Source organism: Amycolatopsis sp. NPDC054798 (assembly GCF_053611505.1).
In genome coordinates this window covers 20,667-43,548 of sequence record NZ_JBSHAM010000043.1, presented here as the reverse complement: position 1 = coordinate 43,548, position 22,882 = coordinate 20,667, and the positions used below count along the sequence as shown (strand labels likewise).

Sequence of the window (22,882 nt, the reverse complement as noted above, 5' to 3'; positions counted from 1 at the left end):
CACCTCGCCTCCCGTCCGGAACCGCCTCACCCCCACCGCCACCACCTCGGCCACACGACACGAGGCCGAAAACCGTGGCGTCCGCCATCCTCCCCAGCCATAGCCCACCCCACTCGTTTTAGGTTAGCCTGACCTAATGAGCGTCCTGACTTACCACCCCGGCAAGGTCACCGCGGTCCGGCGGGTCACCCCGCACATGGCCCGGATCACCTTCGACTGCCCGGGGCTCGCGGCGGCGGGCCCGGCGGCGCCGGACGCGTACGTGAAGGTGTTCTTCCCGCTCCCCGGCGACGAGGAGCCGCAGCTCCCGCCCGCCGAGATGGGCGATGACGACGTCCTTTCCTGGTATCGCCGCTACCTCGCGATGCCTGACGACGTCCGGCCGCCGATGCGGACGTACACGGTGCGCGCGGCGCGTCCGGAGAGCGGCGAGGTGGATGTCGACTTCGTGCTGCACGAGGAGAGCGGCGGTCCGGCGTCGACGTGGGCCGGGCAGGCGGAGGTCGGCGGCCGCGTCGCGTTCCTCGGGCCGCACGGGCTGTACGACGTTCCGGACGGCACGACCTGGCAGCTCCTGGTCGGCGACGAAACGGCACTGCCGGCGATCGGCGGGATCCTTGAGAGGCTGCCGCAGTCGGCGCGCGCTTCGGTGTACGTCGAGATCCCGGACCGTGCGGAGCGACAGACCTTCGAGACTAACGGTGCGGTCGAGGTGCACTGGGTCGTCCGCGGTGCGCGTACGCACGGCGAAGCGCTGGTAGAAGCTGTACGCGCGGCAGAGCTGCCCAATGGCACGCCGTACGCGTGGGTGTCCGGAGAAGCAGGCGTCGTGAAGCTCGTTCGGCGACACCTTGTCCGCGAGCGCGGCTTCGACAAGACCGCCATCTGCTTCACCGGCTACTGGCGGCAGGGTCTCAGCGAAGAAGCCGCGGGGCGACAGCAGGCCGAAGCGTCCTAACCGAGCTTCGCGACCACTAGCTTCACCAACGCGCCCAGCCGCTGACGCTCCGGCTGTAGCGTGCGGATTCCGGCTGCCTCCAGCGGTGCCGCAGTCACCGGACCAACGCACGCGCAGACGACCGTGCCACCGCGCAGGGTTTCGCGCAGCTCCGCGCCGCGGCCGGATTCGTCGGCGAGCGTCAGGAAATTCGTCGCGGCCGGGGCGCTGGTGAACACCAGCGCGGCCAGTTCTCCGGACAGCACCTCGTGGATCAACGAGAACACTGGCTCCGGATCCGGCGGCGTGTGCCAGCGGTAGGGCTGCACGGCGAGCACCGACGCCCCGGCCGCGGCGAGCGGATCGGAGAACTCCGGCAGCGGGGCGCCGTGCAGTTGCAACGCGACTCGCGCGCCGTCGACCCCGGCGTCGGTGAGCGCGCCGAACAGCTCGTCGTTGGACTCGCCGGGCGCGGAGTACTCCTCGCGCAGGCCGACGCCACGCACCGCGCCGACCGCTTTCGGCCCGCGCGCGAAGATGCGCGACCCGGCCAGCGCGTCCAGCAGCGCGTCGCGAAGACCCCAGCCTTCGGCGGCGTCGAGCCAGCCGCGGAACCCGGCCCCGGTCGTGACCGCGGTGAGGTCGATCGGCGCGGCGAGCACGGCTTCCGTGCCGCGCCGCAGCTCCGGATCGTCGGCCAGCGGGACGATCGTGATCGTCGGCGCGTGCCGTACCTCCGCACCGTGCCGGAGCAGGGCTCCGATCAGGTCGTCCGCGCGCCGCTCGGCCGTGACGCCGATCCGCGTTCCGTCCAGCTCACCCATGCGTCTGTCCCATCTCCTGCGAAAACGAGCCGGGCAGGCAGCAGAACTCCGCCCGCGAACCCTGTGCACCGCGGATCAGCTCAGCGGAACGCCGCCCGGCCGGCTCATCCATACGCCTGTCCCATCTCCCGGATCGCCGCCGCCAGTTCCGTCCGCAGGTCCTCCGGCGCGAGCACCTCCAAATGCGGCCCGAACCGCAGCAGTTCGCCGATCGCCGGTTCTCCCGGTTCGACCGGCAGCTCGATCGTCAACCATCCGTCGCCGTCCGGTTCCGCTCCGGCGGCGACCGCCTCGCGAAGCGCCCGGGCGCCGACGCTGCCCGCGTAGAACGGTACGAGAGCCTGGGCGCGCGGCGAGAGGCGCACTGTCGCCTTTCGGGGGTACATCCGGCGTTCGAACTGCTCGGACCACTCCTGCCAGTAACCGGCGAGGTCGAAATCCGCCGGTCGCTCGAACTCCTCGCCGAGGTCGGTCAGCTCGTGGATGCGCGAAATCCGGTAGGTGCGATCGGTCCCCTCGCACCGGGCAGCGAGGTACCAGTTGCCCGCTTTGAGGATCAGCCCGAGCGGCTCCAGCACCCGCTCGACCTCACGCTGGCCCCACCGCTCGTACCGGACGCGGATGCGCCGCGCGGCCCACACCGCGTCGGCGACCGCGGACAGCGTCGGCAGGCTTTCGATGCCGCGATGCCACCCGGGAACGTCGAGGTAGAAGCGTTCGGCGACGCGACCGGCGCGGCTGCGCAGCTCCTGCGGCAACGCGGCGTACAGCTTCAGCTGCGCCGCCGCCAGCACCGTGCCGAGACCCAGCTCGGCGGCCGCGACCGGCAGTCCGGCGAGCGCCAGCGACTGGGCTTCGTCCTCGTTGAGGCCGGTCAGCCGGGTCCGGTAGCCGTCGACGAGCTGGTAGCCGCCGCTGCGGCCGCGGTCGGCGTACACCGGCACGCCCGAGGCCGACAGCGCTTCGATGTCCCGGTACACCGTCCGGACCGAAACCTCCAGCTCAGCGGCCAGTTCGTCGGCGGTCATCCGGCCGCGGTTCTGCAGCAGGAGAAGCACGGTGAGCAAACGTCCGGCACGCATGCGCCAAGTATGACTGAAATACCTGACACAAGATGGCAGGTATGGCTGGTTGAGTGAGCGGCATGAACACGTTTGGCATGACGAAGTGGGAAGAGCACGTGGCGAGCGGCGAGGAGGGCGGCCCGCGCGTCGCCTACGTGCACGCCGCGATGGATTACTCGGGCGTGATCCAGGGTGCGGCCACCGGCGACTACCTGCTGTACTACCCGGGCGAGGGCTACGACGGCGGCGCGACCACGTCGCCGGGCTACGACCGGTTCGAGGGCACGGTCGACGGCCGCGCCGGAACGTTCGTGGTCCGCCAGGAATGGAGCTTCGACCCGAAGAGCATCAGCTCGAAATTCGAGGTCGTGCCGGGCTCCGGAACTGGCGAACTGACCGGCATCGGCGGCACTGGCACGGTGCACGGCGTGCTGGGCGAACCGACCGTCTCGTACACCTTCGACTACACGCTCTGAAGGAGGCCGGGATGCTGGAGGTGTCGCGCGAACAGGCGCTGGCGTACCGGATCGCCGAGCAGGGGCTGCACCGCTCCGTCGCCGATCCGTACGACCTGCCGCTGCTGGACCTCGGTTTGCAGGACAGCATGCGCGACACCGCTTTGCTCTCGCTCGCGGCCCGGATGCCGGATCCGGTGACGCCGGAGTCGCTTGTGGACGATCAACGGCTCGCCCTGGTGTGGTCGCACCGGGGCGCGCCGTATTTCCACCGGCGCGCGGATCTCCCGGACCTGGTGGCCGCCTTGGTACCGCTGGATGATCCGGACGCGCTGGCCCGGATGTTGTGGCAGAAGAAGGACATCCAGGCCGCTGAGGTGTCCCCCGTGGACGTTCTGTTCACCACTGCGCGAGCGATCCGCAAGGTGGTCACCAAGCCGATGACCAAGGGTGCGGTGAGCACCGAGATCACGAAGCTGCTGCCGCCCGCGTTCAGCCGGTGGTGCCGCGGCTGCAACGCGACTCACGTGCACGAACAGCTCATGCGGATCGCTTCCCTGCACGGCGGTGCCCGGCTCGAAGCCGGACAGACTCCGGCGACGCTCGCGCCGTTGGAGGATCGCGGACGGCTGTCCACCCGTCCGGTTCCAGCGGCAGTTTCACGGGTGCTGGAGCAGTATTTGCGCTTCAACGGGCCCGCGACGCCGGGTGACGCGGCCGGTTTTGTCGGCACCGCAAAGACTTGCGTCCGCGAGACTTGGCCCGAGTCGGTGACCGAGGTCAAAGTGGACGGTCGGCGAACATTCGTGCCGACTGATCGTTTGCCCGCGCTGGAGAATCCGCCGTCGCCTGCTGGGGTACGCCTGTTGCCTCCGCTTGATCCGTACACGCAGAGCCGCGACAAAGCCGTACTCGTTCCGGACAAAGCGCGAGCGAAAGAGGTGTGGAAAATTCTCGGCAGCCCTGGTGCGCTTTTAGTCGACGGCGAGATTCTGGGCGTCTGGCGAATGAAAGCCTCGGGCAAACGCCTGACCATCACGCTCACCGAATTCGACCCGCTCCGCCGTGCCGACCGCGACGCCGCCGAGGACGAGGCGGCCCGGGCCGCGTCCGCCCGGGGCTGCCAGGACTTTTCCGTGACGTGGGCTTGACCGGAGCGCTAAAGTCCTGACGTGCTGAAATGGCTGCTCGACTCAGACCCGGCGCTGCGCTGGCAGGTCGAACGGGACGTAGCGGACGCGCCGCCCGAAGTCTGGACGGCCACCCGGCACAAGATCGCGACCGAGGGCTTCGGCGCACAACTCCTCGCCCTGCAGGACCCGGACGGGCAGTGGGCAGGTGGCGCGTTCTTCCCGGCGGGATTCAAACCAGGCCCCGACACCGGGCAGCCGTGGACCGCGACCACCTGGTCGCTCACCATGCTGCGCGAATGGGGAATGGATCCAGCGGTGTTGCGCGCCAATCGCACCCCGGAATTGATCGCCGAGAATTCCCGGTGGGAATACCAGGGCCTGCCCTATTGGGACGGCGAAGTCTCGGTTTGCGTCAACGCCTGGACGCTGGCCAACGGAGGCTGGCTCGGCGTCGACGTCTCCCGGCTCGCGCACTGGTTCACCGAACATCAGATGGCCGACGGCGGCTGGAATTGCGAATGGGTCGACGGGTCGAAGCGCTCGTCCTTCCACTGCACGCTGACCGCGCTGAAGGGCTTGCTCGCCTACGACGTCGCCACCGGCGGCACCGACGAGACGCACGCCGCCCGCCGCGCCGGCGAGGAGTACCTGCTGGAACGCCGCCTGTTGTACCGGCTCTCGACCGGCGAGCAGGTCGCGTCGTGGGTGGATCATTTCGCGTATCCGATGCGGTGGCACTACAGCGCGCTCAACGCGGTCGAATACTTCCGCGAAGCCGCCATCGTGGACGACCTTCCGCCCGATCCGCGCCTCGCTGACGCGGTGGAACGGATTCGCGCCGCCCGGCAGCCGGACGGAACCTGGCTGCAGGACGGCAGGCTGCGGGGCGACATGTGGTTCGAGGTCGACGTGCCAGCCGGTGAACCCTCGAAATGGCTGACGCTGTACGGCACCCGAATTCTGTCCTGGTGGGACTCCGCTCAGTCCTGACCAGACCACGCCACGCGAAAGCCGACGTCGTCCACGCGGAACGTCGGGTGACTTCGGCGGCGTACCGAAACCCGGACACTCCAATGCTCGTCGGCCCAGCCGCCGCCCTTGAGGACCCGGTACTCGCCGTAGACGTCCGGATCGTAGAGATCCCAGCACCAATCCCACGTGTTGCCGAGCAGATCGTAAGCGCCCCAGGCATTCGGACGCTTCTCGCCAGGCGGATGCAGCCGCCCGCCGGAGTTTCCCTCGTACCAGGCGATCTCGTCCAGTTCGCCGTACCTCGGGCCTTCGGTGCCCGCACGGCAGGCGTGCTCCCATTCGGCTTCAGTGGGCAGGCGGTAGCCAGCAGCGGACCGGTCCCACTCCACCTTGTCGCCTTCGAAGCGGTAAGCAGGCGGGAGACCGTCTCGTTCGGACAGTGTGTTGCAGAATCGAACAGCGTCCAACCAGGACACTTCGACAGCAGGAAGCTCTCCACCGCCGTTGTATTGCTCCTGGGTGACCGGGATCGCGCCTAGCTCGAACGCGGGCACGTCGACTGTCCAGCTACGTTTTGTCCGCCGGTCGGTGAGCGTCACCGTTCCCGGCGGGATCGGGACCATCCGCACTCGCCCGAGGTTAGCCGATCGGCGCTTGGGTGTCGCCGGGGTCCACGGCCAGCCGGTAGCCGCGCTTGACCACCGTCTGCACCACTCCGGTGCCGCCGAGGGACGTCCGCAACCGCCCGATCGCCGTCTCCACCGCGTGCGCCTCCCCGCCGGACGGAAGCTCAGCGGACAGCTCCCGACGCGCGACCACCCGGCCGGGCTGCCGCGCGAGAGCGCGCAGAAGCGCCATCGGAGCCGGGGCGATCTCGCGCCATTCGCCGTCCAGCAACGCACCAGTCCCGCGGACCTGCAGCACATGACCGGCGGCGTACAGCGTCGGCGAGGCCGCGACCAAGGCGTCCGCGACGGTCCTCGCCAGCGCACCGATCCGCGACCGTCTCGGTTGGACAGTCGGAATGCCCAGCGAGGCGAGCGGCGCGGCCGCGATCGGTCCCACGCACGCGACGAGCACCCGGTTGCTCAACGCCTCGATCAACGCGGCGAGACGACCGGTCCGCCGCGCCATGGCGACCGTGGACGCGGCAGCGGGCGCGCTCGTGAACGGCAAGGCGTCGATCGTTCCCTCCAGGACCGCGTCCAGCAGCCGGTCAAGCGGTCCCGGATCCGCCGGGGCGACCCAGCGGTACACCGGGATCTCGATCACCTCGGCACCCGCCTGCCGAAGGGTTTCCGCGAAGTACGGCAGCGGCTCGCCGTGCAGCTGCACCGCGATCCGCCGACCCTCCACTCCGGACTTGGTCAGATACTGCAACAGCTCCGCGCTGCTTTCCGAGGCGGGCGAATAGTCCTCAGCCAACCCCGCCGTCCGCACCGCCCCGGCCGCTTTCGGACCGCGGGCCAGCAGGGAAGCGCTCGACAGATGGTCGAGCACCTTCTCGCCAAGGCCCCAGCCCTCTGCGGCCTCGACCCAGCCGCGGAAACCGATCCCGGTCGTCGCCACCACAATGTCCACCGGCGACTCGAGCAACCGCATCGTCGCCGCGTGCAGCTCGGTGTCGTCCGCCAGCGGCACGATCCGGATCGCCGGTCCATAGCGGACCGCGGCACCCTGGCGCACGAGCAGCGCGCCCAGCTCTTCAGCCCGGCGCGCTGCCGTGATTCCCACCGTGAACCCGGCTAGAGGCCGGACATCGGTCACGGCGAGCCCACCTCGATCACCCCGTCCCGTACCCGAACCGGATACACCGGCACCGAAACGCCTTCCGCGTCGAGGCATTCTCCAGTTCGGAGCGAGAACCGTTCTTTGTAAACCGGCGACGCGACCACCGGCTCTCCCCCGGCGTCGCCGACAATCCCGCGTGACAGCACGGCCGCACCGCTGCACGGATCCCAGTTGGACAGTGCGTACCACCCGTCTCCAGCGCGGAACACCGCGACCTGCTGACCGTCGATCAGGGCCGCGGCCCCGGAGAACGCCGGGATATCAGCGGCCGCGCACACCGCGGTCCAGGATGAAGTCATGGTCATCGCCGCACCTCCGGAACTCCCAGCAGCACCGGGATCTTCTGCTCGCGTTCCGGGCGGAACGAGATCGACGGATCCGGCGTGCCCGGCGCGTTCACGAACGAACTGAACCGCGCCAGCTTGTCCGGGTCCTCCAGCACACCGCGCCATTCGTCGGTGTAGCCCTCGATGTGTTTCGCCATCGCCGCGTCCAGGTCCTCGCAAATGCCGAGGCTGTCGTCCACGATCACCGCGCGCAAGTGGTCGAGCCCGCCTTCCAGCTCCTCGATCCAGGGCGCGGTCCGCTGCAACCGGTCCGCCGTGCGCACGTAGAACATCAGGAACCGGTCGATCGTCCGCACCAGCGTTTCGGTGTCCACATCAGACACCAGCAGTTCCGCGTGCCGCGGTGTCGCTCCGCCGTTGCCGCCGACGTAGAGGTTCCATCCGTGTTCGGTGGCGATCACACCGAAGTCTTTGCCGCGAGCTTCGGCGCATTCGCGCGCACACCCGGACACCCCGGCCTTGATCTTGTGCGGCGACCGCAGACCGCGATACCGCAACTCCAGGTCGATCGCCAGCCCCACGCTGTCCTGCACGCCGTATCGGCACCAGGTCGAGCCGACGCAGGATTTGACCGTCCGCAACGACTTGCCGTACGCGTGCCCGGACTCGAAGCCCGCGTCGACCAGCCGCCGCCAGATGTCCGGCAGCTGGTCCACAGTGGCCCCGAACAGGTCGATCCGCTGGCCGCCGGTGATCTTGGTGTACAGCCCGAAATCCTGGGCCACTTGCGCGATCACCATCAGCTTCTCCGGCGTGATCTCGCCGCCGGGGATCCGCGGCACGACCGAATAGCTGCCGTTGCGCTGCATGTTCGCGAGGAATCGGTCGTTCGTGTCCTGCAGCGCCGCCTGCTCGCCGCCGAGAATGTGCCCGTTGCCCAGCGTCGCCAGGATCGACGCCACCGCGGGCTTGCACACCGCGCAACCGGTCCCGGTGCCGTACCGGCTCACCACTTCGCTGAACGTCGTCATCCGGGTCGCCTGGATGATCTCGAACAGCTCAGCACGAGACTGCGTGAAGTGTTCGCACAACGCCTTCGACTGTTCGACCCCGCACGCGTTCAGCAGCTTCGCCAGCATCGGCACGCACGAGCCGCACGACGTTCCCGCCCGCGTGCACGCCTTCAACTTCCCGACCGAATCGCAGCCGTCCTCGTTGATCGCCCGGGTCAACGCGCCCTTGGAAACGCCGTTGCACGAACAGACCTGCGCCTCGTCCGGCAGCGCGTCCACACCGACCGCCGCGCCGCCACCGGCCGGCGCGAGCAACGCACCCGGGTCGGCTGGCAGCGGGCGGCCGACCAACGCCCGGAGCGTGTTGTACTCCGCCGCGTCGCCGACCAGGACCCCGCCAAGCAGCGTCCGTCCGTCGTCGGTGACGACAAGCTTCTTGTACGTCCCGGCCACGGCGTCGTTCACCGCGACTTCCAACGCTCCTTCGGTGGCTGCGTGTGCGTCGCCGAAACTGGCGACGTCCACGCCCATCAGCTTGAGCTTCGTCGCGGTGTCCGGCTCGGGGAAGCTCGCCGTCGTTCCGGTGAGCTGCGCCGCGACCACCTCCGCCATCGCGTATCCCGGCGCGACGATGCCGTACACCCGGCCCTCGACCGCCGCGCACTCGCCAATCGCGTAGACCGCCGAGTCGCTGGTCCGGCACGTCGCGTCGACCAGCACGCCACCGCGTTCGCCAACGTCCAAACCGGACTCCCGGGCCAAGTCGTCCCGAGGCCGAACGCCAGCGGAGAAGACCACCAGGTCGACGTCCAGCTCCGTGCCGTTGCCCAGCCGAGCAAGCAGCCGCGACCCGTCAGCCTCGATCGCGTCTGTCGAGGTTCCCGTGTGGACGGTCACGTCAAGGTTTGTGATGAGCCGCCGCAACAGCCCGCCACCGCCGTCGTCGACCTGCAACGGCATCAATCGCGGTGCCATCTCCACCACGTGCGGCGACAATCCCATGTCCCGCAATGCCTTCGCCGCCTCCAGACCGAGAAGACCACCACCGATCACCACTGCCGCTCGACGGCCGCGACCCTGGCGTTCAGCCGCCGCCCGGATCGCGTCGAGGTCCTCGATGGTCCGGTACACGAACACACCCGGCAGATCCCGTCCCGGCACCGGCGGAACGAACGGACGAGAACCGGTCGCCAGCACCAGCGAGTCGTACGGCTGCACGTGCCCGGCCGCCGTCGTCACCGTCTTGGCCTCGCGATCCACCGACACGACCACCTCGCCAAGGCGAAGTTCGACCGCGTCGTCTTCCGCGTAATCCGAGCCGGGCAACGCCAACGCGGCCGGATCCCAGCTGTCCACATAGGAGGTCAACGCGACCCGGTCGTAAGCGGGACGGTTCTCCTCGCCGAAGACGACGACCCGCCACTCGCCCGCCTTGTCCGCCGCGCGAAGTGCCTCCACGAACCGGTGCGCGACCATGCCGTGCCCGGCAACCACCACTGTAGGCATTTCAGACCTCCGCTCCTGCCAACGCCACCTGCGCGCGCACCGCCGGCTTGCGCAGATAGCCGAACCACGTCACACCCACGCACACCGCGTAGAAGACCAGGAATCCGACGAACGCCGGTACTCCGCTGTGCGCCTCGGCGAACGACTGCCGGAACGCGAGGTTGATGAACAACCCGCCCAGCGCGCCGATCGCACCGGCCAATCCGATCAACGCACCGGACAGCCGTCGCGCGTTGCGCAATTCCGTCGCCTCGTCCGCACCGGCCTGAATCGCCGCGCGCGCCTTCACCTGGAAGATCGCCGGGATCATCTTGTACGTCGACCCGTTGCCGATTCCGGTGAGCACGAACAGAACAATGAACGCCGCGGTGAACCAGCCCAGCGATTTCGACGAGGAAGCCAGCAACAGTCCGACGGTCGCCAGCGCCATCGCCCCGAAAGTCGCGAAGGTGACGCGGCCGCCGCCGATCCGGTCCGACAGCCATCCGCCGATCGGCCGCGACAGCGAACCCAGCAGCGGACCGAGGAACGTCACCGCGGCCGCCTGCAACGGCGTCCGGCCGAACTGGTTCTGCAACACCAACCCGAAGGCGAAGCTGTAGCCGATGAAGGAACCGAACGTGCCGACGTACAGCAACGACATCACCCAGGTGTGTCCATAACGGACTACCTCGCGCATTGCCTTGGTGTCACCGCGAACGCTGGCCAAGTTGTCCATGAACAACGCGGCGCACGTCGCGGCGATGACGATCAGCGGCAGGTAGATGTAAAGCACCAGCCGTGGCGCGGTCGCACCGGCGGTGCCGATCACGAGCAGACCCACAAGCTGAATCACCGCGACGCCAAGGTTTCCGCCACCGGCGTTCAGTCCGAGCGCCCAGCCCTTGTGCCGTTCCGGATAGAAGGTGTTGATGTTCGCCATCGACGAGGCGAAGTTGCCGCCACCGACCCCGCCGAGCGCCGCCATCAGCACGAAAGTGCCGAGGGAAGTCCCTGGGTGCAGCACGATCGCGGTCAGCACCGTCGGGATGAGCAGCAGCAGTGCGCTGATGACTGTCCAATTGCGACCGCCGAATCGGGCTACCGCGAAGGTGTACGGAATCCGCATGATCGCCCCGACCACCGTCGGCGTGGAGACGAGCAGGAACTTGTCCGCGGCGGAGAACCCGTAGGCCGGGCCCATGAACAGCACCACGACCGACCACAGTGTCCAGATCGAGAAGCCGATGTGCTCGGAAAACACGGAAAACCACAGGTTGCGCCGGGCGACGCGCTTGCCGGTCGTCTCCCAGAACTCGTCGTTCTCGGGATCCCAGTGCTCGATCCAGCGGCGGGTCATGGTGTCCTCCTCGTTGCCGGGGGCGGTCATTGCGCGGCCAGCCAGTCCGCGACCGCGCCGACCGTGTCGCGGCAGCTGCCGCATCCCGTGGTCGCGCGGGTGGTGCGGGCGAGTGCGGCAGCGTCGGTGGCGCCACCCCGCCAGGCTTCGATCAGCCGGCCTTTGGTCACTGCGTTGCAGCGGCAGATCACTGTGGAAGAAGGAAGATCGGCCGGGCTCGCGGCCGTCGGCGCGGCCGCGGGCAGCGCCCGGCCCAGCAGCACCGCGAGCCGGTCTTCGGGTACCGGCGTGCCCCGGTCGTGCATTTGGGTCACAGTCGCCGCCGCGTCCGGCAGGCCGAGCAGGATCGCGCCGGTCACGCGGTCGCCGCGGACGACGAGCTTGCCGTACCGGCCGCCGGACGGATCGTCGAAGGTCACAACTTCGGCAGCGGCGTCCTCGCTGGTCACCTGCGTTTCGCCGAGCGCGGCGAGATCGATGTCGCGGGCTTTGAGCCGGGTGACCGTGCGAGTGCCGCGATACCGCGCCGTCGCGTCCGCTCCGGTGAGCAGGTCCGCCAGCACCGCGGCTTGTTCCCACGCGGGCTGCACCAATCCCGCTGGGGCACCCGGATGCCGAGCGCAGTCGCCGAGTGCGTGAATCCGGCCGTCGCTGGTCCGGAGCAGGTCGTCCACCAGGATTCCGCGGTCCACCGCGAGTCCGGCGCTTTCGGCGAGCGACGTTTCCGGTCGCACCCCGGCCGCGACGACCACGAGGTCAGCGGGAACGAAGCTGCCGTCGTCGAGTTTCAGGCCGTCTCCGGGGAGGTGCCGGGCTGCGGTCACCTCGAACCGGAACGTCACGCCCAGCTCCGCCAACCGGCGAGCGAGCACGCGGCCGGCGCCGGAATCCAGTTGCCGTTCCAGCACATGCGGCTGCGGATGCACCACGGTCACGTTCGCGCCGCGACCGGCGAGCCCGCGCGCCGCTTCCAGTCCGAGCAACCCGCCGCCGAGTACCGCGACCGGTGCGCCCGGACGTGCCGCGTCCACAATGCGCGCACAGTCGTCCAAGGTGCGGAACGCCACGACCTCCGGCCCGAGTTCGAGACCTTCGACCGGCGGCAGCCACGGCGCGGCTCCGGTCGCGAGGACCAGTGCGTCGTAAGGGAAATCCTCGGTTTCAGTGCAGACCATCCGGCGTGCCGAGTCGATCTGCGTCACCCGCGTTCCGAGACGCAGGTCGACCCGTGACTGTGCGGCCCACCCGGAATCGTGCAGCCGCACCGTTTCCGGGCTCATCCCGCCCGCGACCACAGTGGACAGCAAAACTCGGTTGTAAGCCGCGTGTGGCTCTTCGCCGAGCACAGTCAACCGCACCCGGTCCGCTTCCGGGTCGCGCCGCCGGATCTCGTCCGCGAGCCGTGCCCCGGCCATCCCGTAGCCGATGATGACGACGTTCCGCGCGCTCATGCTTCCGCCCTCGCCAACGACACCGCGCACACCTTGAACTCCGGCATCCGGCTCACCGGGTCGAGCACCGGGTTGGTGAGCAGATTCGCCCGCGCCGCACCGGGAAAGTGGAACGGCAGGAAGACGAGGTCCGCCCGCATCGACGGCACGCACCGCACCAGCGCGACCGTCTCGCCACGCCGCGACCGCACCACCGCGCGGTCGCCGTCGGCCAGCCCGGACCGCGCCGCGGTGTCCGGATGCACCTCCACGAACACCTCCGGAACGACCGCGGTCAGCTCCGCGATCCGGCGAGTCTGCGCGCCGGACTGGTAATGCTGGAGCACCCGGCCGGTAGTGGCCTGCAACGGAAAAACCTCGTCGGGCAACTCCGCGGGTCCGCTGTGGTCGACCTCCGCGAACCGCGCCCGTCCGTCCGGATGCGCGAATCCTTCGAGAAACATGCGCGGCGTACCCGGATGCGTCTCTTCCGGAACCGGCCAGTGCAACGCCTCTCCGGACCGCAACCGTTGATACGTCACTCCGGAGTAGTCCGCGGCTCCGCCCTTCGACGCCGCGCGCAATTCCTCGAAAACCTCCACCGCGTCGTCCGGAAACCGCTCGACCGGCTGTCCCAATCGGACCGCAAGCTCCTGCAGCAGCGACAGATCGCTGCGCACGCCGGCCGGCGGTTCGATCGAGCGCTGCCGCAACAGAACCCGGCCTTCGAGATTGGTCAACGTGCCCGCTTCTTCGGCCCATTGCGGCACCGGGAAAACCACGTCGGCCAGCGCCGCGGTCTCCGACAGGACAAAGTCCGCCACCACGAGAAGATCCAGCGCAGCCAACCGTTCCTGCACTCGAGACGAACGCGGTGCGGACACCACCACGTTGCTCCCGAACACCAGCAACGCCTTGACCGACTCCCCCAGTTCGTCCAGCAGCTCGACCGCGGACCGTCCCGGCCCGGGCAAGCTTTCCGCTGGCACGCCCCAAACCTGAGCGACGTGCGCACGCGCCGCCGGGTCGTCGATCTTGCGATACCCCGGCAGTTGGTCCGCCTTCTGCCCGTGCTCGCGCCCGCCCTGGCCGTTGCCCTGCCCGGTCAGGCAGCCGAAGCCAGACCCGACCCGTCCGGGCAATCCCAGTGCGAGAGCGAGATTGATCCACCCGCCGACCGTCGCGGTGCCGGACGCGTGCTGTTCCGTCCCGCGTCCAGTAAGCACATACGCGTTGCCCGCCCGGGCCAGCAGTTCCGCAGCCCGGCGTTGATCCGCGGCCGAGACGCCGGTCACTCGCTCGACCCGCTCCGGCCACCACGTCGCGGCGATCCGCCACATCTCGTCGAATCCGGCCGTCCGAAGATCCACATAGGACTTGTCCAGGTGCCCTTCGGCGACGACCGCGTGCAGAATTCCCAACGCCAGCGCGAGATCCGTTCCCGGTGCCGGAGCGAGGTGCAACGCAGCCCGTTCGGCCGTCGGGGTACGGCGCGGGTCGACGACGATCAGTTCCGCACCCTCCAGATGCTGCATGAACGGCGGCATCGTCTCGGCCGGATTCGCCCCGGCGAGCAGGACGACGTCCGCCGTCGCGAGATCAGTTACCGGGAACGGCATTCCGCGGTCCACCCCGAACGCACGCATCCCCGCTGCCGCAGCGGAGGACATGCAGAATCGGCCGTTATAGTCGATTTGCGACGTTCCGAGCGCGATCCGGGCGAATTTCCCGAGCAGGTAAGCCTTTTCGTTGGTGAGCCCGCCCCCGCCGAACACTGCGACCGAGTCCGCGCCGTGCTCCTGTCGCGAGGCGAGCAGCCGGTCCGCGACGAAATCCAGTGCCTCGTCCCAGGAAACCGGCTGGAGTTCGCCGTCCCGGCGGAGCAGCGGCGACGTCAGCCGCGCGCCGGATTCCAGCAGCGCACCGGCCGTCCAGCCTTTCTGGCACAGGCCGCCCGCGTTGACCGGGAAATCCCTTGGCGTGACCCGGGTCTCATCCAGGCGCATCCCGCACTGCAAGGCGCAGTAGGGGCAATGTGTGTCGACGTGCGGCACAGGCGCTCCTCGGGTCGGCGATGACCCGACGGTAAGGAGGCTGTGTTACCTCAACGTGCCCGAATGTTTCAGGGAGTTGACATTGCCCGCCGTCATGGCGGGGGCGGGCAGTGAGTCAGAGGATCGCGCTGACCTCACGAGCGGCGGCGCGCAGGCCGTCCAGCGCGGCGTTGGTGGAGCGGGGATCGAGTGCGTGCGAGGCCAGACGGAAGAGGATCGCGCGGAGCAGAAGCTGTGGCCATTCCGGGAGGTGGGCCCAGCGTTCCAGCAAGGCTCCGGTTGCTCCGCCCCAGCTGAGGGAGTCGACTGCGGCGATCGCCGCGCCCCATTCGCCTGGGCGGTAGTAGGGGACGAAGTCGACTACGCCGGGGGCGGCGTCGCCGTCAAAGAGGAGACCGGCGAGGAGTTCGCCGTGGGCGACCTGGTGCGGGAGTTTGATCGGGCGCCGGGCCGGGGCGAGGATTTCGAACCAGCGGCCGCCTTTTTCCTCCGGGAGGGGGCGGTCCAGTTCCTCCCAGGCGATTCGGTCGGCGATGGCGTTCCGGTCGTCGCGGGAGGAGAGGAAGTCCGGGCGGGGCAAGGCGGCGGTGGCTCGGTGCAGGCGGACCGCGGCCAGGACGGATTCCTCGCAGCGGTGTTCGGTCGTGCCGGGGAGGTAACGCCAGGCTGACCAGTCGCCGACGATCCAGCGGCCGTCACGGGAGCGGACTGGTTTGGCGATGCGGAGACCGGGGTCGTCGGCGAAGTCCAGGGCCCGGGCGGTCCAGAGGGCCTGGGATCGGTCGGTGACGCGTTTGAAGACCACGTCACCGGCTTGCCAGGACTTGGAGTCCGGGAGTAGCGCCGCGGCGTCGGCGTTGCTGCCGAAGGCGGCGCAGACGCGTTCGGACGGGCGTTCGAGGGTTGACCGCACAAAGGGGGAGGGTACGCCGGGGGGTGGGGCTGGTTTGGGGAGACTCGCTGGTCATTGGTGGTTTCGACTGTGCAACGTCACTCGGATGCCGAGGCGGCGGGGTTCGCTGGGGCTCGTCGCCTGGCGGCGACATTGCGCCCCGCGGGGTCGGTGGGCACCCCGAAGCGCGATTGTGCTGACGGTCTGAGGGTGGTTGTCAAGGCGGGAAAGATGCCTTGACAACCACCCTCAGACCGCAGAGAAGGCTTCGTATCGGGGTGCAGGGAGGGGGCTGGGTGCCTGGGGTTTTGGGGTGTGGTGGTGGCGGTTTAGGGAGTGGGGCTGCGCCCCAATGTGGCATTGGGTGCGTCAGGCGCACCGAACGCCACATTGGGTGCGTGCGACGCACCCAATGCCACATTGGGGTCATCGCGGCAGGCGGAGCGGGGCTGGCCGGGAAAGGGACCTTGAGGGAACCCAGGGTCGTGAAGGTGGCCTTTACGGAACGTGCCCCGCGGAAAGCCGTGAAGGGCTCCTTGAGGGAATTAGATTCCCTCAAGGAGCCCTTCACGGAACAGACAGGGTGCTCAGTAGGTCGGCAGGCTCGGGTCGATCTGCCGTGCCCAGGCCAGGACTCCGCCGCCCAGGTGGGTGGCGTCCTTGAAGCCTGCTGCGTGCAGGGCGGCCAGCGCTTCGGCCGAGCGGGCTCCTGACTTGCAGTGCAGGACGATCGGCTTGTCCTGCGGCAGTTCCGCCAGTGCCTCGCCGGAAAGGATGCGGTCCTTCGGGATCAGCGTGGCGCCCTTGATGTTGACGATCTCGTACTCGTGCGGTTCGCGGACGTCGATCAGCGCGAAGTCTTCGCCGGAGTCGAACTTCGCCTTGAGTTCCGCGGGAGTCAGGGTGCTGCCCGAGGCGGCGGAAGCGGCCTCGTCCGACACCACGCCGCAGAAGGCTTCGTAGTCGATCAGTTCGGTGATCTTCGGGGTCTCCGGGTCCTTGCGGATCTTGACCTCGCGGTACTTCATCTCCAGCGCGTCATAGGAGATCAGCCGCCCGAGGAGCGGTTCTCCGATGCCGGTGATGAGTTTGATCGCCTCGGTCACCATGATCGAGCCGATCGACGCGCACAGCACGCCCAGTACGCCGCCTTCGGAACAAGACGGGACCATGCCGGGGGGCGGCGGCTCGGGGTAGAGATCCCGGTAGTTGAGACCCTTGCCGTTCGGCGCATCTTCCCAGAAGACGCTGACCTGGCCTTCGAACCGGAAAATCGAACCCCACACGTACGGCTTGCCCGCCAGCACCGCGGCGTCGTTGACCAGGTAGCGCGTGGCGAAGTTGTCCGTGCCGTCGAGGATCAGGTCGTACTGGCTGAAGATCTCCAGTGCGTTCGCCGACTCCAGACGGTCCGTGTGCAGGTGCACCTTGACCAGCGGGTTGATCTCGGCGATCGACTCCTGTGCCGACGCGGCCTTGAGCTTGCCGAGGTCGGACTGGCCGTGGATCACCTGGCGCTGCAGGTTGGATTCGTCGACGACGTCGAAGTCGATGATGCCGAGCGTGCCCACGCCGGCCGCCGCCAGGTACAGCAGCGCCGGGCTTCCGAGGCCGCCCGCACCGATGACCAGGACCTTCGCGTTCTTCAGCCGCTTCTGCCCGACCACCCCGACGTCCGGGATGATCAGGTGACGGCTGTACCGGGCCACCTCTTCCTTGGTGAGCTCGGCTGCCGGCTCGACGAGCGGCGGCAGTGCCGTGTCTGACATCGGGTCCTCCATACTCGCGCGGGTCGCGTAGTCGATCCCAGTATCCCCAACGCGCCCTGGCAAGAGGGACTTCCCTGCTCCCAGATGGTGGGACTCTGTTACTGGCCCGGCGGAGTCGGGTTCGGCCACGCGTTCGGCTTGCACACGTGGTGGTCCGCGGCGACCTTGCCCTTGTCGCCGCCGGGGATGTTGTTGAGCATCGCCACATAATCGTCGGCCACGCCGAACGACTGCTGCATCATCACCGGGGCCGGCTGGTCGTTGCCCGGACAGCCAACGTGATTGTTGCCCAGCGCGTGCCCGACCTCGTGGTTGATGGCGTACTGCCGGTACCCGGTCATGTCCGAGAGGTAGACCTTCGCGCCGCGCACCCACCGGGCCAGGTTGATCAGCACCCGGCCCATGCTGCGCCGGTAGCACGAGGCCTCGAATTTGATCTGGAACCCGCACGCGTCCGGCCGGTGCGTGGTGTCCGGCGTGGTGAGGCTCACCCGGAAACTCGGGTTCGGATAGCTCGCGTCGACCCGCTGCAACCGGATCTCGCCGTTCCACGTCCAGCTGCGCGGATCGGACAGAATGCCCTGCACCGCGGTGCCGAAGCTGTCGTCGCCGGCGTAGCTGGCCGGGTCGATGCCGTCTTCGACCTCGACGGTGTAGGTGTAGAGCTTCCCGCTCTTGCCCACGACGTCGCCGGACCCGTTCACGATGTGCCAGGTGCCTTTGCCGGTCTGGGTGAAATTGCCGCCGTTGGGCAGGTCGGCGGTGGGCACGTTGAGGTTCACCGGCTGCGCGGGGTTCTCCGGGATGCCGCCGGAACCGTCGATCGCGCCCGCGGCGGTGTCGCCGGACGCGACCTCGGTGCTGCTCCCGGCCCCCGCGTCAGTCGGGCCGGTCGCGGTGTTGACCGCGACGAGCACGGTGATCACGGCCAGGATCGGCAGCGCGTACACCCGCCACCCGTAAGTCTTCACGAACCGGCCGAACGGCGACTGCTGCTTCTTCGGCGCGGGGCGCTTCTCCCCGCCGTCCTTGGGTTTCCAGGCGGCGGCGAGCGGCTCCGCGCTCGTGCGGCGTCCGCCTGGGCGGTACCGGTCCTCGCCCACGCGCTGGGCGGGCTTGCGCCCCGGCCGGTACTGGCCGACCCGCGGCGAATCGGCGTCCGCGTCGCCGGAACCGGCCGACCCGGAGGACGGCGAACGCCGGGCCGACCCTGCGGTCGGGCCCCGCCGGTCCTTCGCTCGCGCGTCCTGCTTCAGCCGGTCCACCGACCCAGGGTGCCACACCCCAGCGACGTTCCCGGCAGCGACTGGCGGGCTCCCGGGCGATCCGCGGTCCCCCCGTTCGAGCTACCAGGAACCCTTGTCCGCGCCCTCCCACAGACCGAGCACGGCACGCGCGACCACCTGCGGACGTTCCATCTGGGCGACGTGCCCGGTGCGCGGGAGCACCAGCATCCGGGCGCGCGGAATCGCCTGCGCGGTCCGCAGCGCGCGCTTGACCGAGATCACCCGGTCGTGGAGTCCCCAGACCACCAGCGTCGGGGCCTGGACCTGTTTGGCGACCGACCACAGCGACCCGGGGCCGAGCGCGGTCCAGCGCCGGAAGATGCCGAACGTGCTGCGTTCCATCGCGGCCAGCGCCCACGGGAACCCGGCGCGCGCGGCGTGTTCCTCGACGAGTTCGTCCAGCCGGGCGTCCGGGAACCGCGACGGATCGTGGAAGCACAGCTTGATGACCTGTGCGGCGCGTTCGCGGGCGGTCATCCCGGCCATCCGGCGGCGCACCCTGGCCCCGACCACCGGGAGGTAGGCCAGCGCCATCAGCGGATCGGACAGCCGGCGCGGGTCCGGGCGGCGGTCCGGCATCGCCGGGGAGATCAGGGTGAGAGTTCTCACCAGCTCCGGCCGCTGCGCGGCGAGCAGCAGCGAGATCGCGCCGCCCATCGAGTTGCCGAGCAAATGCACCGGTTCGCCGAGCTGTTCCAATCGGCTCGCGATGACCTCGGCGTGGTCGTCGAGGCTGTACGCGAACTCCTCCGCCGGCTCCGAATAGCCGAATCCGGGCAGGTCAACGGCCTGTCCGGCGGCGGTCGGAGCGAGCAGCGCGGCGAGGTCGGTCCAGTTCGTGGACGACCCGCCGAGCCCGTGCACGTACACCGCGGGCGTGCCGTCCGGGCCGGGCGTGTGCCGGATGTGCAGGCCGTCTTCGACCGTTCCCGGCCAAGCAGGCAGCGCCCCGTCGAGCGGCGGAAGGGGCGTAGTCGACAATGGCACCTGGGTCACCGGCGGGCGGACCGCCGCCGCGGTGGTGGGGCGGGAGGTCGTGGTGGTCACCAGTCCAGGATGCCTGACCCTTGGCATTTCGGGCGTACCCACGGGTAATGTCAGATTCACTTCACGCGGTGGTGAACCCGCCCGGCGAAGGCTGCGGACGGAGGAAGAATGACGGACATGGCGCGACTGCAACGAGGTGTGCGGTTGCCCCGGACCGAGCGCCGGGCCCAGTTGCTGACTGCCGCGCAGCGCGTCTTCGCCGAGCACGGCTACCACGCGGCGGCGATGGACGAGATCGCCGAGGAGGCCGGGGTCAGCAAACCGGTGCTCTACCAGCACTTCCCCGGCAAGCTCGACCTGTACATCGCGCTGCTGGAAAGCCACGTCGACGACCTGGTCGGCCGGGTGCAGGGCGCGCTGAACTCCACTTCGGACAACCGCCAGCGCGTCCCGGCCACGGTCGGCGCGTTCTTCGACTTCGTGAACAACGACGCGGGCGCGTTCCGCATGGTGTTCGAGTCCGATCTGCGCGGCGAGCCCGCCGTGCAGGAGGCGGTCGACCGCGCGACCTCGGCCAGCGTCGAGGCCATCACCGAGACGATCACCTCCGACGCCGGTCTGGACGAGGAGAAGGCCCGTCTGCTGGCTGTCGGCCTGGTCGGGATGAGCCAGGTCAGCGCGCGCTACTGGCTGCAGCACAACCAGTCGATGAGCCGTGAGGACGCGGTGGCGCTCACCGCGAACCTCGCCTGGCGTGGCATCGGCGGCGGTTTCCCGCTCAAGGACAACTGACCCTCGTGCGCGTGGTCGCGGTGCCGGGCACGCTCTGCAGCCCGCGGATCTACGCCCCGCTGGCTTCCGCACTGCCCGACGAGCTGGACGCGGTCGATTGGATGACCGCGCCAGGTCCGTGGCGAATCGAGGACATCTCGGCCCGGGTCGCTGACCGGATCGAGCAGCACGGAAGCCCGGTCACGCTGCTCGGGCACTCCACAGGCGGCTGCATCGCGGCGCTGGTCGCGGCCACCCGGCCGGATCTGGTGTCCGCGCTGCTGCTCGCGAACACCGGCGCACACATGCGCGGCCACGGCGACGTCGACCGGATCCTCGCCACGATCGCGTCGGACTGGGGTCCTGAGCTGCACGCCGCGGTACTCGACCGGTCCTTCGCTACGCCGTTGCCGCCGGACCTGCGCACTGAACTGCTCGGCTACGCCGCCCGCGTCCCGGCCGAGGCCGCGCTGGAAGTCCTGACGAGCCAACGGGATCTGGACCTCACGCCCCGCCTGGCGTCGATCCGCTGCCCGGTCACGGTGCTGCACGGAATCCACGACCGGGCCCGCACGCTCGCGGACGCCCAGTACCTCGTCGACCACCTGCCGGACAGCGAACTCGTCACCGTCGAGACCGGGCACTCGCCGATCTGGGAAGACGTCCCGGCCACCGTCGCCGCGCTCGAACGGCTCCGCTAGGTCATTCGCGCGGTTTTCGCTGGCGTGGCACCGATCTGGCCGCGCCAGGGAGTTCGACCAGCAGTTGCTCGAGATGCGCACTGTCCGGCAGCGCACCGTGCGGATCGGTCAGCCAGGCATCGGATTTGCTTTGCCGGGACGGTTCTTCCCTCTCGGAGAGCAGGGCGACGTAGCAGCCGTAATCGATGGCGAACCCGTCGTAGAGCGTTCCCGGCCGCTTTCGGCTGACGATGCCGCGCCGCACCAGGTGAACGAGCCGGGCGTCGTAGAGATCGCGCATGCTCGGGTCGTGCGCGCCGCTGGCGTGCTCGAGCAGGAAGGTCCGGGAGCGCCGTCGGCCGACCACCTCGTCCACCAGCCAGCGAAGCGTCGTCAAAGCCGGTTCGTTCCCGGCGATGGCCGCGTATTTGTCGCGCAGGTACCAATCCTGCGCGGCTTGCCGGACGTGCCGGATCCCGATGGTCGCCGTGTTCGCGTGCTGCGCGGCCAGCGCGGCGATGTTGATCGCGTCCCGGGGCACGCCTTCGGCCGCGCGCACGAGTTCGGGAAACGCGGTACGGCTGAACGCGGTGGCCACGAATTCCGCGGGATCGTCGGTCACCGGCATCCGCGGTCGTACGTGATTGAGGAAAAGTTCGGCGAAAAACTGCCTCGACTGGCTCCGGCCGTGATCGAACAGGAGCACGTCGTCGAAGCTGACCGCGGAGGCCGCGTCCGCACCGACCTCGATGCCGACGTAATCGCCTTCGAGACCAGGTTCGCGGAATCGGGACCGGCGCTCGATCGCCGCGATTTTGACTGTCGTCCCGCGCGTCGGGAGCACGCTGCGGCGCAGCAAATCCGCCAGCAACGGTTGCAGCTCAAGGGGAATCGAACTCCACTCGTCCAGCAACAGCCACAGCCGGGCCGGAGCCAACGCGGCCGTGATCCGCGCCAGCGCCCGGCTGAGCGGCCCGAAAATGACCTGATGATGTTCGATTCCGCTGCGCCGCAACCGATCCGACGCATTGACCGAATGCCTGCTGCTGCCCGACACACTTATCTGGCCACGCGGACCGCCCGGCCCCCAAGAAGCCGAGGCCCCGGCGCCGCGGGACTGCTCCGCGGAACCCCCGACGGTCGTCTCCCGCTCGACCTTGCCGACGACCTCGACCGTCGTCGCCGCCTCGGTCAGCTCGTCGAGACCCTGCAGCAAACCTCCTTGATCGGACACTCTCGTCTCGATCGCCGTGGTCAGCAGCTGTTCGTGCACCGCTTCCAGCGTGTCGACCAGCAGCTGCGTGCCCCGCAGCGGCACCGGCAACTGCTGATTCGCGTACAGGCCGCTGGTGGAACCGATTGTCCGCAGATCCAGGTACACCGCGACGTCGTGGGTCTCTTCGACCAGATCGGCCAGGTACAGCAGGGCGTGCGTCTTCCCGGTGCCTCGGCGGCCGTAAAGGATCTGGTGATCGGCGGAATGCAGCATCGCCGAGAACGACCCGGCCACCACGAAGGTTTTGGCCAGCGTATGCCGGTCCACGCTTTCCGCCCGCCGGGAAATCGCCATCAGGCTCCGGTTGACGTGCGCGCTCAGCGGCTGGCCCATGCGCCCGTCCCGTCCTGTCGGCGACATCCCAACCACCCAGCGTGACAGCGCCGGGCGGCTGGGAACAGCCGACAGTCAGGTAC

Annotated in this window: 20 protein-coding genes; 6 read left to right on the top strand and 14 right to left on the bottom strand. The window is 69.1% G+C overall.

Annotated elements, in window-relative coordinates; translation table 11 throughout:
• Positions 1-136: 136 nt before the first annotated feature.
• A complete protein-coding gene (locus ACWGIC_RS25135) occupies positions 137-958 on the top strand; it encodes a siderophore-interacting protein (RefSeq protein WP_452078399.1) in 822 nt (273 codons plus the stop codon).
• Here ACWGIC_RS25135 and ACWGIC_RS25130 read toward each other — a convergent pair.
• Positions 955-1,761, bottom strand: a complete 807-nt coding sequence (locus ACWGIC_RS25130) for a uroporphyrinogen-III synthase (protein ID WP_452078398.1) — start codon at positions 1,759-1,761, stop codon at positions 955-957. The genes ACWGIC_RS25135 and ACWGIC_RS25130 overlap by 4 nt on opposite strands.
• A gap of 104 nt (positions 1,762-1,865) precedes the next feature.
• Complete coding sequence (locus ACWGIC_RS25125) at positions 1,866-2,843, bottom strand: helix-turn-helix transcriptional regulator (protein ID WP_452078397.1); 978 nt, start codon at positions 2,841-2,843, stop codon at positions 1,866-1,868.
• Positions 2,844-2,905: 62 nt separating this feature from the next.
• Here ACWGIC_RS25125 and ACWGIC_RS25120 point away from each other — a divergent pair, with 62 nt between their 5' ends.
• The 3 genes from ACWGIC_RS25120 to ACWGIC_RS25110 are packed head-to-tail and all read left to right on the top strand — an operon-like array spanning position 2,906 to position 5,403.
• Complete coding sequence (locus ACWGIC_RS25120) at positions 2,906-3,301, top strand: DUF3224 domain-containing protein (protein WP_452078396.1); 396 nt, start codon at positions 2,906-2,908, stop codon at positions 3,299-3,301.
• Between the two features lie 11 nt (positions 3,302-3,312).
• Positions 3,313-4,431: a winged helix DNA-binding domain-containing protein gene (locus tag ACWGIC_RS25115; protein ID WP_452078395.1), complete on the top strand. Its 1,119-nt coding sequence runs from the start codon at positions 3,313-3,315 to the stop codon at positions 4,429-4,431.
• A 21-nt stretch (positions 4,432-4,452) separates the two neighbouring features.
• Positions 4,453-5,403 carry a squalene cyclase gene (locus tag ACWGIC_RS25110; RefSeq protein WP_452078394.1) on the top strand — a complete coding sequence of 317 codons (951 nt, stop codon included), beginning with the start codon at positions 4,453-4,455 and terminating at the stop codon, positions 5,401-5,403.
• On the opposite strand, the gene ACWGIC_RS25105 is transcribed toward ACWGIC_RS25110, so the two are convergent.
• From ACWGIC_RS25105 to ACWGIC_RS25055, 11 genes are all read right to left on the bottom strand, one after another.
• The gene (locus ACWGIC_RS25105) at positions 5,394-6,014 is read right to left on the bottom strand and encodes a formylglycine-generating enzyme family protein (RefSeq protein WP_452078393.1); all 621 of its coding nucleotides are present in this window, start codon (positions 6,012-6,014) and stop codon (positions 5,394-5,396) included. The genes ACWGIC_RS25110 and ACWGIC_RS25105 overlap by 10 nt on opposite strands.
• 10 nt (positions 6,015-6,024) lie before the next feature.
• On the bottom strand, positions 6,025-7,152 hold the full coding sequence (locus tag ACWGIC_RS25100) for a uroporphyrinogen-III synthase (protein WP_452078392.1): 1,128 nt from the start codon (positions 7,150-7,152) through the stop codon (positions 6,025-6,027).
• The gene (nirD, locus tag ACWGIC_RS25095; RefSeq protein ID WP_452078391.1) at positions 7,149-7,481 is read right to left on the bottom strand and encodes a nitrite reductase small subunit NirD; all 333 of its coding nucleotides are present in this window, start codon (positions 7,479-7,481) and stop codon (positions 7,149-7,151) included. The genes ACWGIC_RS25100 and nirD overlap by 4 nt, the downstream gene beginning before the upstream one ends.
• A complete protein-coding gene (gene nirB / locus ACWGIC_RS25090) occupies positions 7,478-9,982 on the bottom strand; it encodes a nitrite reductase large subunit NirB (protein WP_452078390.1) in 2,505 nt (834 codons plus the stop codon). Before nirB ends, nirD begins: the two co-directional genes overlap by 4 nt.
• 1 nt (position 9,983) lies before the next feature.
• Positions 9,984-11,321: a nitrate/nitrite transporter gene (locus ACWGIC_RS25085; RefSeq protein WP_452078389.1), complete on the bottom strand. Its 1,338-nt coding sequence runs from the start codon at positions 11,319-11,321 to the stop codon at positions 9,984-9,986.
• A 26-nt stretch (positions 11,322-11,347) separates the two neighbouring features.
• Positions 11,348-12,772 carry an FAD-dependent oxidoreductase gene (locus tag ACWGIC_RS25080; protein WP_452078388.1) on the bottom strand — a complete coding sequence of 475 codons (1,425 nt, stop codon included), beginning with the start codon at positions 12,770-12,772 and terminating at the stop codon, positions 11,348-11,350.
• Positions 12,769-14,805, bottom strand: coding sequence for a molybdopterin oxidoreductase family protein (locus ACWGIC_RS25075; protein WP_452078387.1), 2,037 nt, complete (start codon positions 14,803-14,805; stop codon positions 12,769-12,771). The genes ACWGIC_RS25080 and ACWGIC_RS25075 overlap by 4 nt, the downstream gene beginning before the upstream one ends.
• A gap of 115 nt (positions 14,806-14,920) precedes the next feature.
• Positions 14,921-15,718 carry a TIGR02569 family protein gene (locus ACWGIC_RS25070; protein ID WP_452078386.1) on the bottom strand — a complete coding sequence of 266 codons (798 nt, stop codon included), beginning with the start codon at positions 15,716-15,718 and terminating at the stop codon, positions 14,921-14,923.
• 566 nt (positions 15,719-16,284) lie between these two features.
• Positions 16,285-17,466, bottom strand: coding sequence for an adenylyltransferase/sulfurtransferase MoeZ (gene moeZ / locus ACWGIC_RS25065; protein ID WP_452078385.1), 1,182 nt, complete (start codon positions 17,464-17,466; stop codon positions 16,285-16,287).
• A gap of 98 nt (positions 17,467-17,564) precedes the next feature.
• Complete coding sequence (locus ACWGIC_RS25060; RefSeq protein ID WP_452078384.1) at positions 17,565-18,731, bottom strand: DUF3152 domain-containing protein; 1,167 nt, start codon at positions 18,729-18,731, stop codon at positions 17,565-17,567.
• An 81-nt stretch (positions 18,732-18,812) separates the two neighbouring features.
• Positions 18,813-19,826: an alpha/beta hydrolase gene (locus ACWGIC_RS25055; protein WP_452078383.1), complete on the bottom strand. Its 1,014-nt coding sequence runs from the start codon at positions 19,824-19,826 to the stop codon at positions 18,813-18,815.
• Positions 19,827-19,907: 81 nt separating this feature from the next.
• Here ACWGIC_RS25055 and ACWGIC_RS25050 point away from each other — a divergent pair, with 81 nt between their 5' ends.
• Positions 19,908-20,531, top strand: coding sequence for a TetR/AcrR family transcriptional regulator (locus ACWGIC_RS25050; protein ID WP_378308497.1), 624 nt, complete (start codon positions 19,908-19,910; stop codon positions 20,529-20,531).
• A gap of 5 nt (positions 20,532-20,536) precedes the next feature.
• Positions 20,537-21,211 carry an alpha/beta fold hydrolase gene (locus tag ACWGIC_RS25045; RefSeq protein WP_452078382.1) on the top strand — a complete coding sequence of 225 codons (675 nt, stop codon included), beginning with the start codon at positions 20,537-20,539 and terminating at the stop codon, positions 21,209-21,211.
• A gap of 1 nt (position 21,212) precedes the next feature.
• On the opposite strand, the gene ACWGIC_RS25040 is transcribed toward ACWGIC_RS25045, so the two are convergent.
• Positions 21,213-22,826, bottom strand: a complete 1,614-nt coding sequence (locus tag ACWGIC_RS25040) for an ATP-binding protein (RefSeq protein WP_452078381.1) — start codon at positions 22,824-22,826, stop codon at positions 21,213-21,215.
• Positions 22,827-22,882: the final 56 nt, after the last annotated feature.

What these genes read in the sequence shown, in the direction of transcription:
- ACWGIC_RS25130 (WP_452078398.1), bottom strand. Translation starts at nt 1,761, where the DNA reads ATGGGTGAGCTGGACGGAACGCGGATCGGCGTCACGGCCGAGCGGCGC.
- nirB (WP_452078390.1), bottom strand. Translation starts at nt 9,982, where the DNA reads ATGCCTACAGTGGTGGTTGCCGGGCACGGCATGGTCGCGCACCGGTTC.
- moeZ (WP_452078385.1), bottom strand. Translation starts at nt 17,466, where the DNA reads ATGTCAGACACGGCACTGCCGCCGCTCGTCGAGCCGGCAGCCGAGCTC.
- ACWGIC_RS25055 (WP_452078383.1), bottom strand. Translation starts at nt 19,826, where the DNA reads ATGCCAAGGGTCAGGCATCCTGGACTGGTGACCACCACGACCTCCCGC.
- ACWGIC_RS25115 (WP_452078395.1), top strand. Translation starts at nt 3,313, where the DNA reads ATGCTGGAGGTGTCGCGCGAACAGGCGCTGGCGTACCGGATCGCCGAG.
- ACWGIC_RS25040 (WP_452078381.1), bottom strand. Translation starts at nt 22,826, where the DNA reads ATGTCGCCGACAGGACGGGACGGGCGCATGGGCCAGCCGCTGAGCGCG.
- ACWGIC_RS25085 (WP_452078389.1), bottom strand. Translation starts at nt 11,321, where the DNA reads ATGACCCGCCGCTGGATCGAGCACTGGGATCCCGAGAACGACGAGTTC.
- ACWGIC_RS25125 (WP_452078397.1), bottom strand. Translation starts at nt 2,843, where the DNA reads ATGCGTGCCGGACGTTTGCTCACCGTGCTTCTCCTGCTGCAGAACCGC.
- ACWGIC_RS25080 (WP_452078388.1), bottom strand. Translation starts at nt 12,772, where the DNA reads ATGAGCGCGCGGAACGTCGTCATCATCGGCTACGGGATGGCCGGGGCA.
- ACWGIC_RS25120 (WP_452078396.1), top strand. Translation starts at nt 2,906, where the DNA reads ATGAACACGTTTGGCATGACGAAGTGGGAAGAGCACGTGGCGAGCGGC.
- nirD (WP_452078391.1), bottom strand. Translation starts at nt 7,481, where the DNA reads ATGACCATGACTTCATCCTGGACCGCGGTGTGCGCGGCCGCTGATATC.
- ACWGIC_RS25050 (WP_378308497.1), top strand. Translation starts at nt 19,908, where the DNA reads ATGACGGACATGGCGCGACTGCAACGAGGTGTGCGGTTGCCCCGGACC.
- ACWGIC_RS25135 (WP_452078399.1), top strand. Translation starts at nt 137, where the DNA reads ATGAGCGTCCTGACTTACCACCCCGGCAAGGTCACCGCGGTCCGGCGG.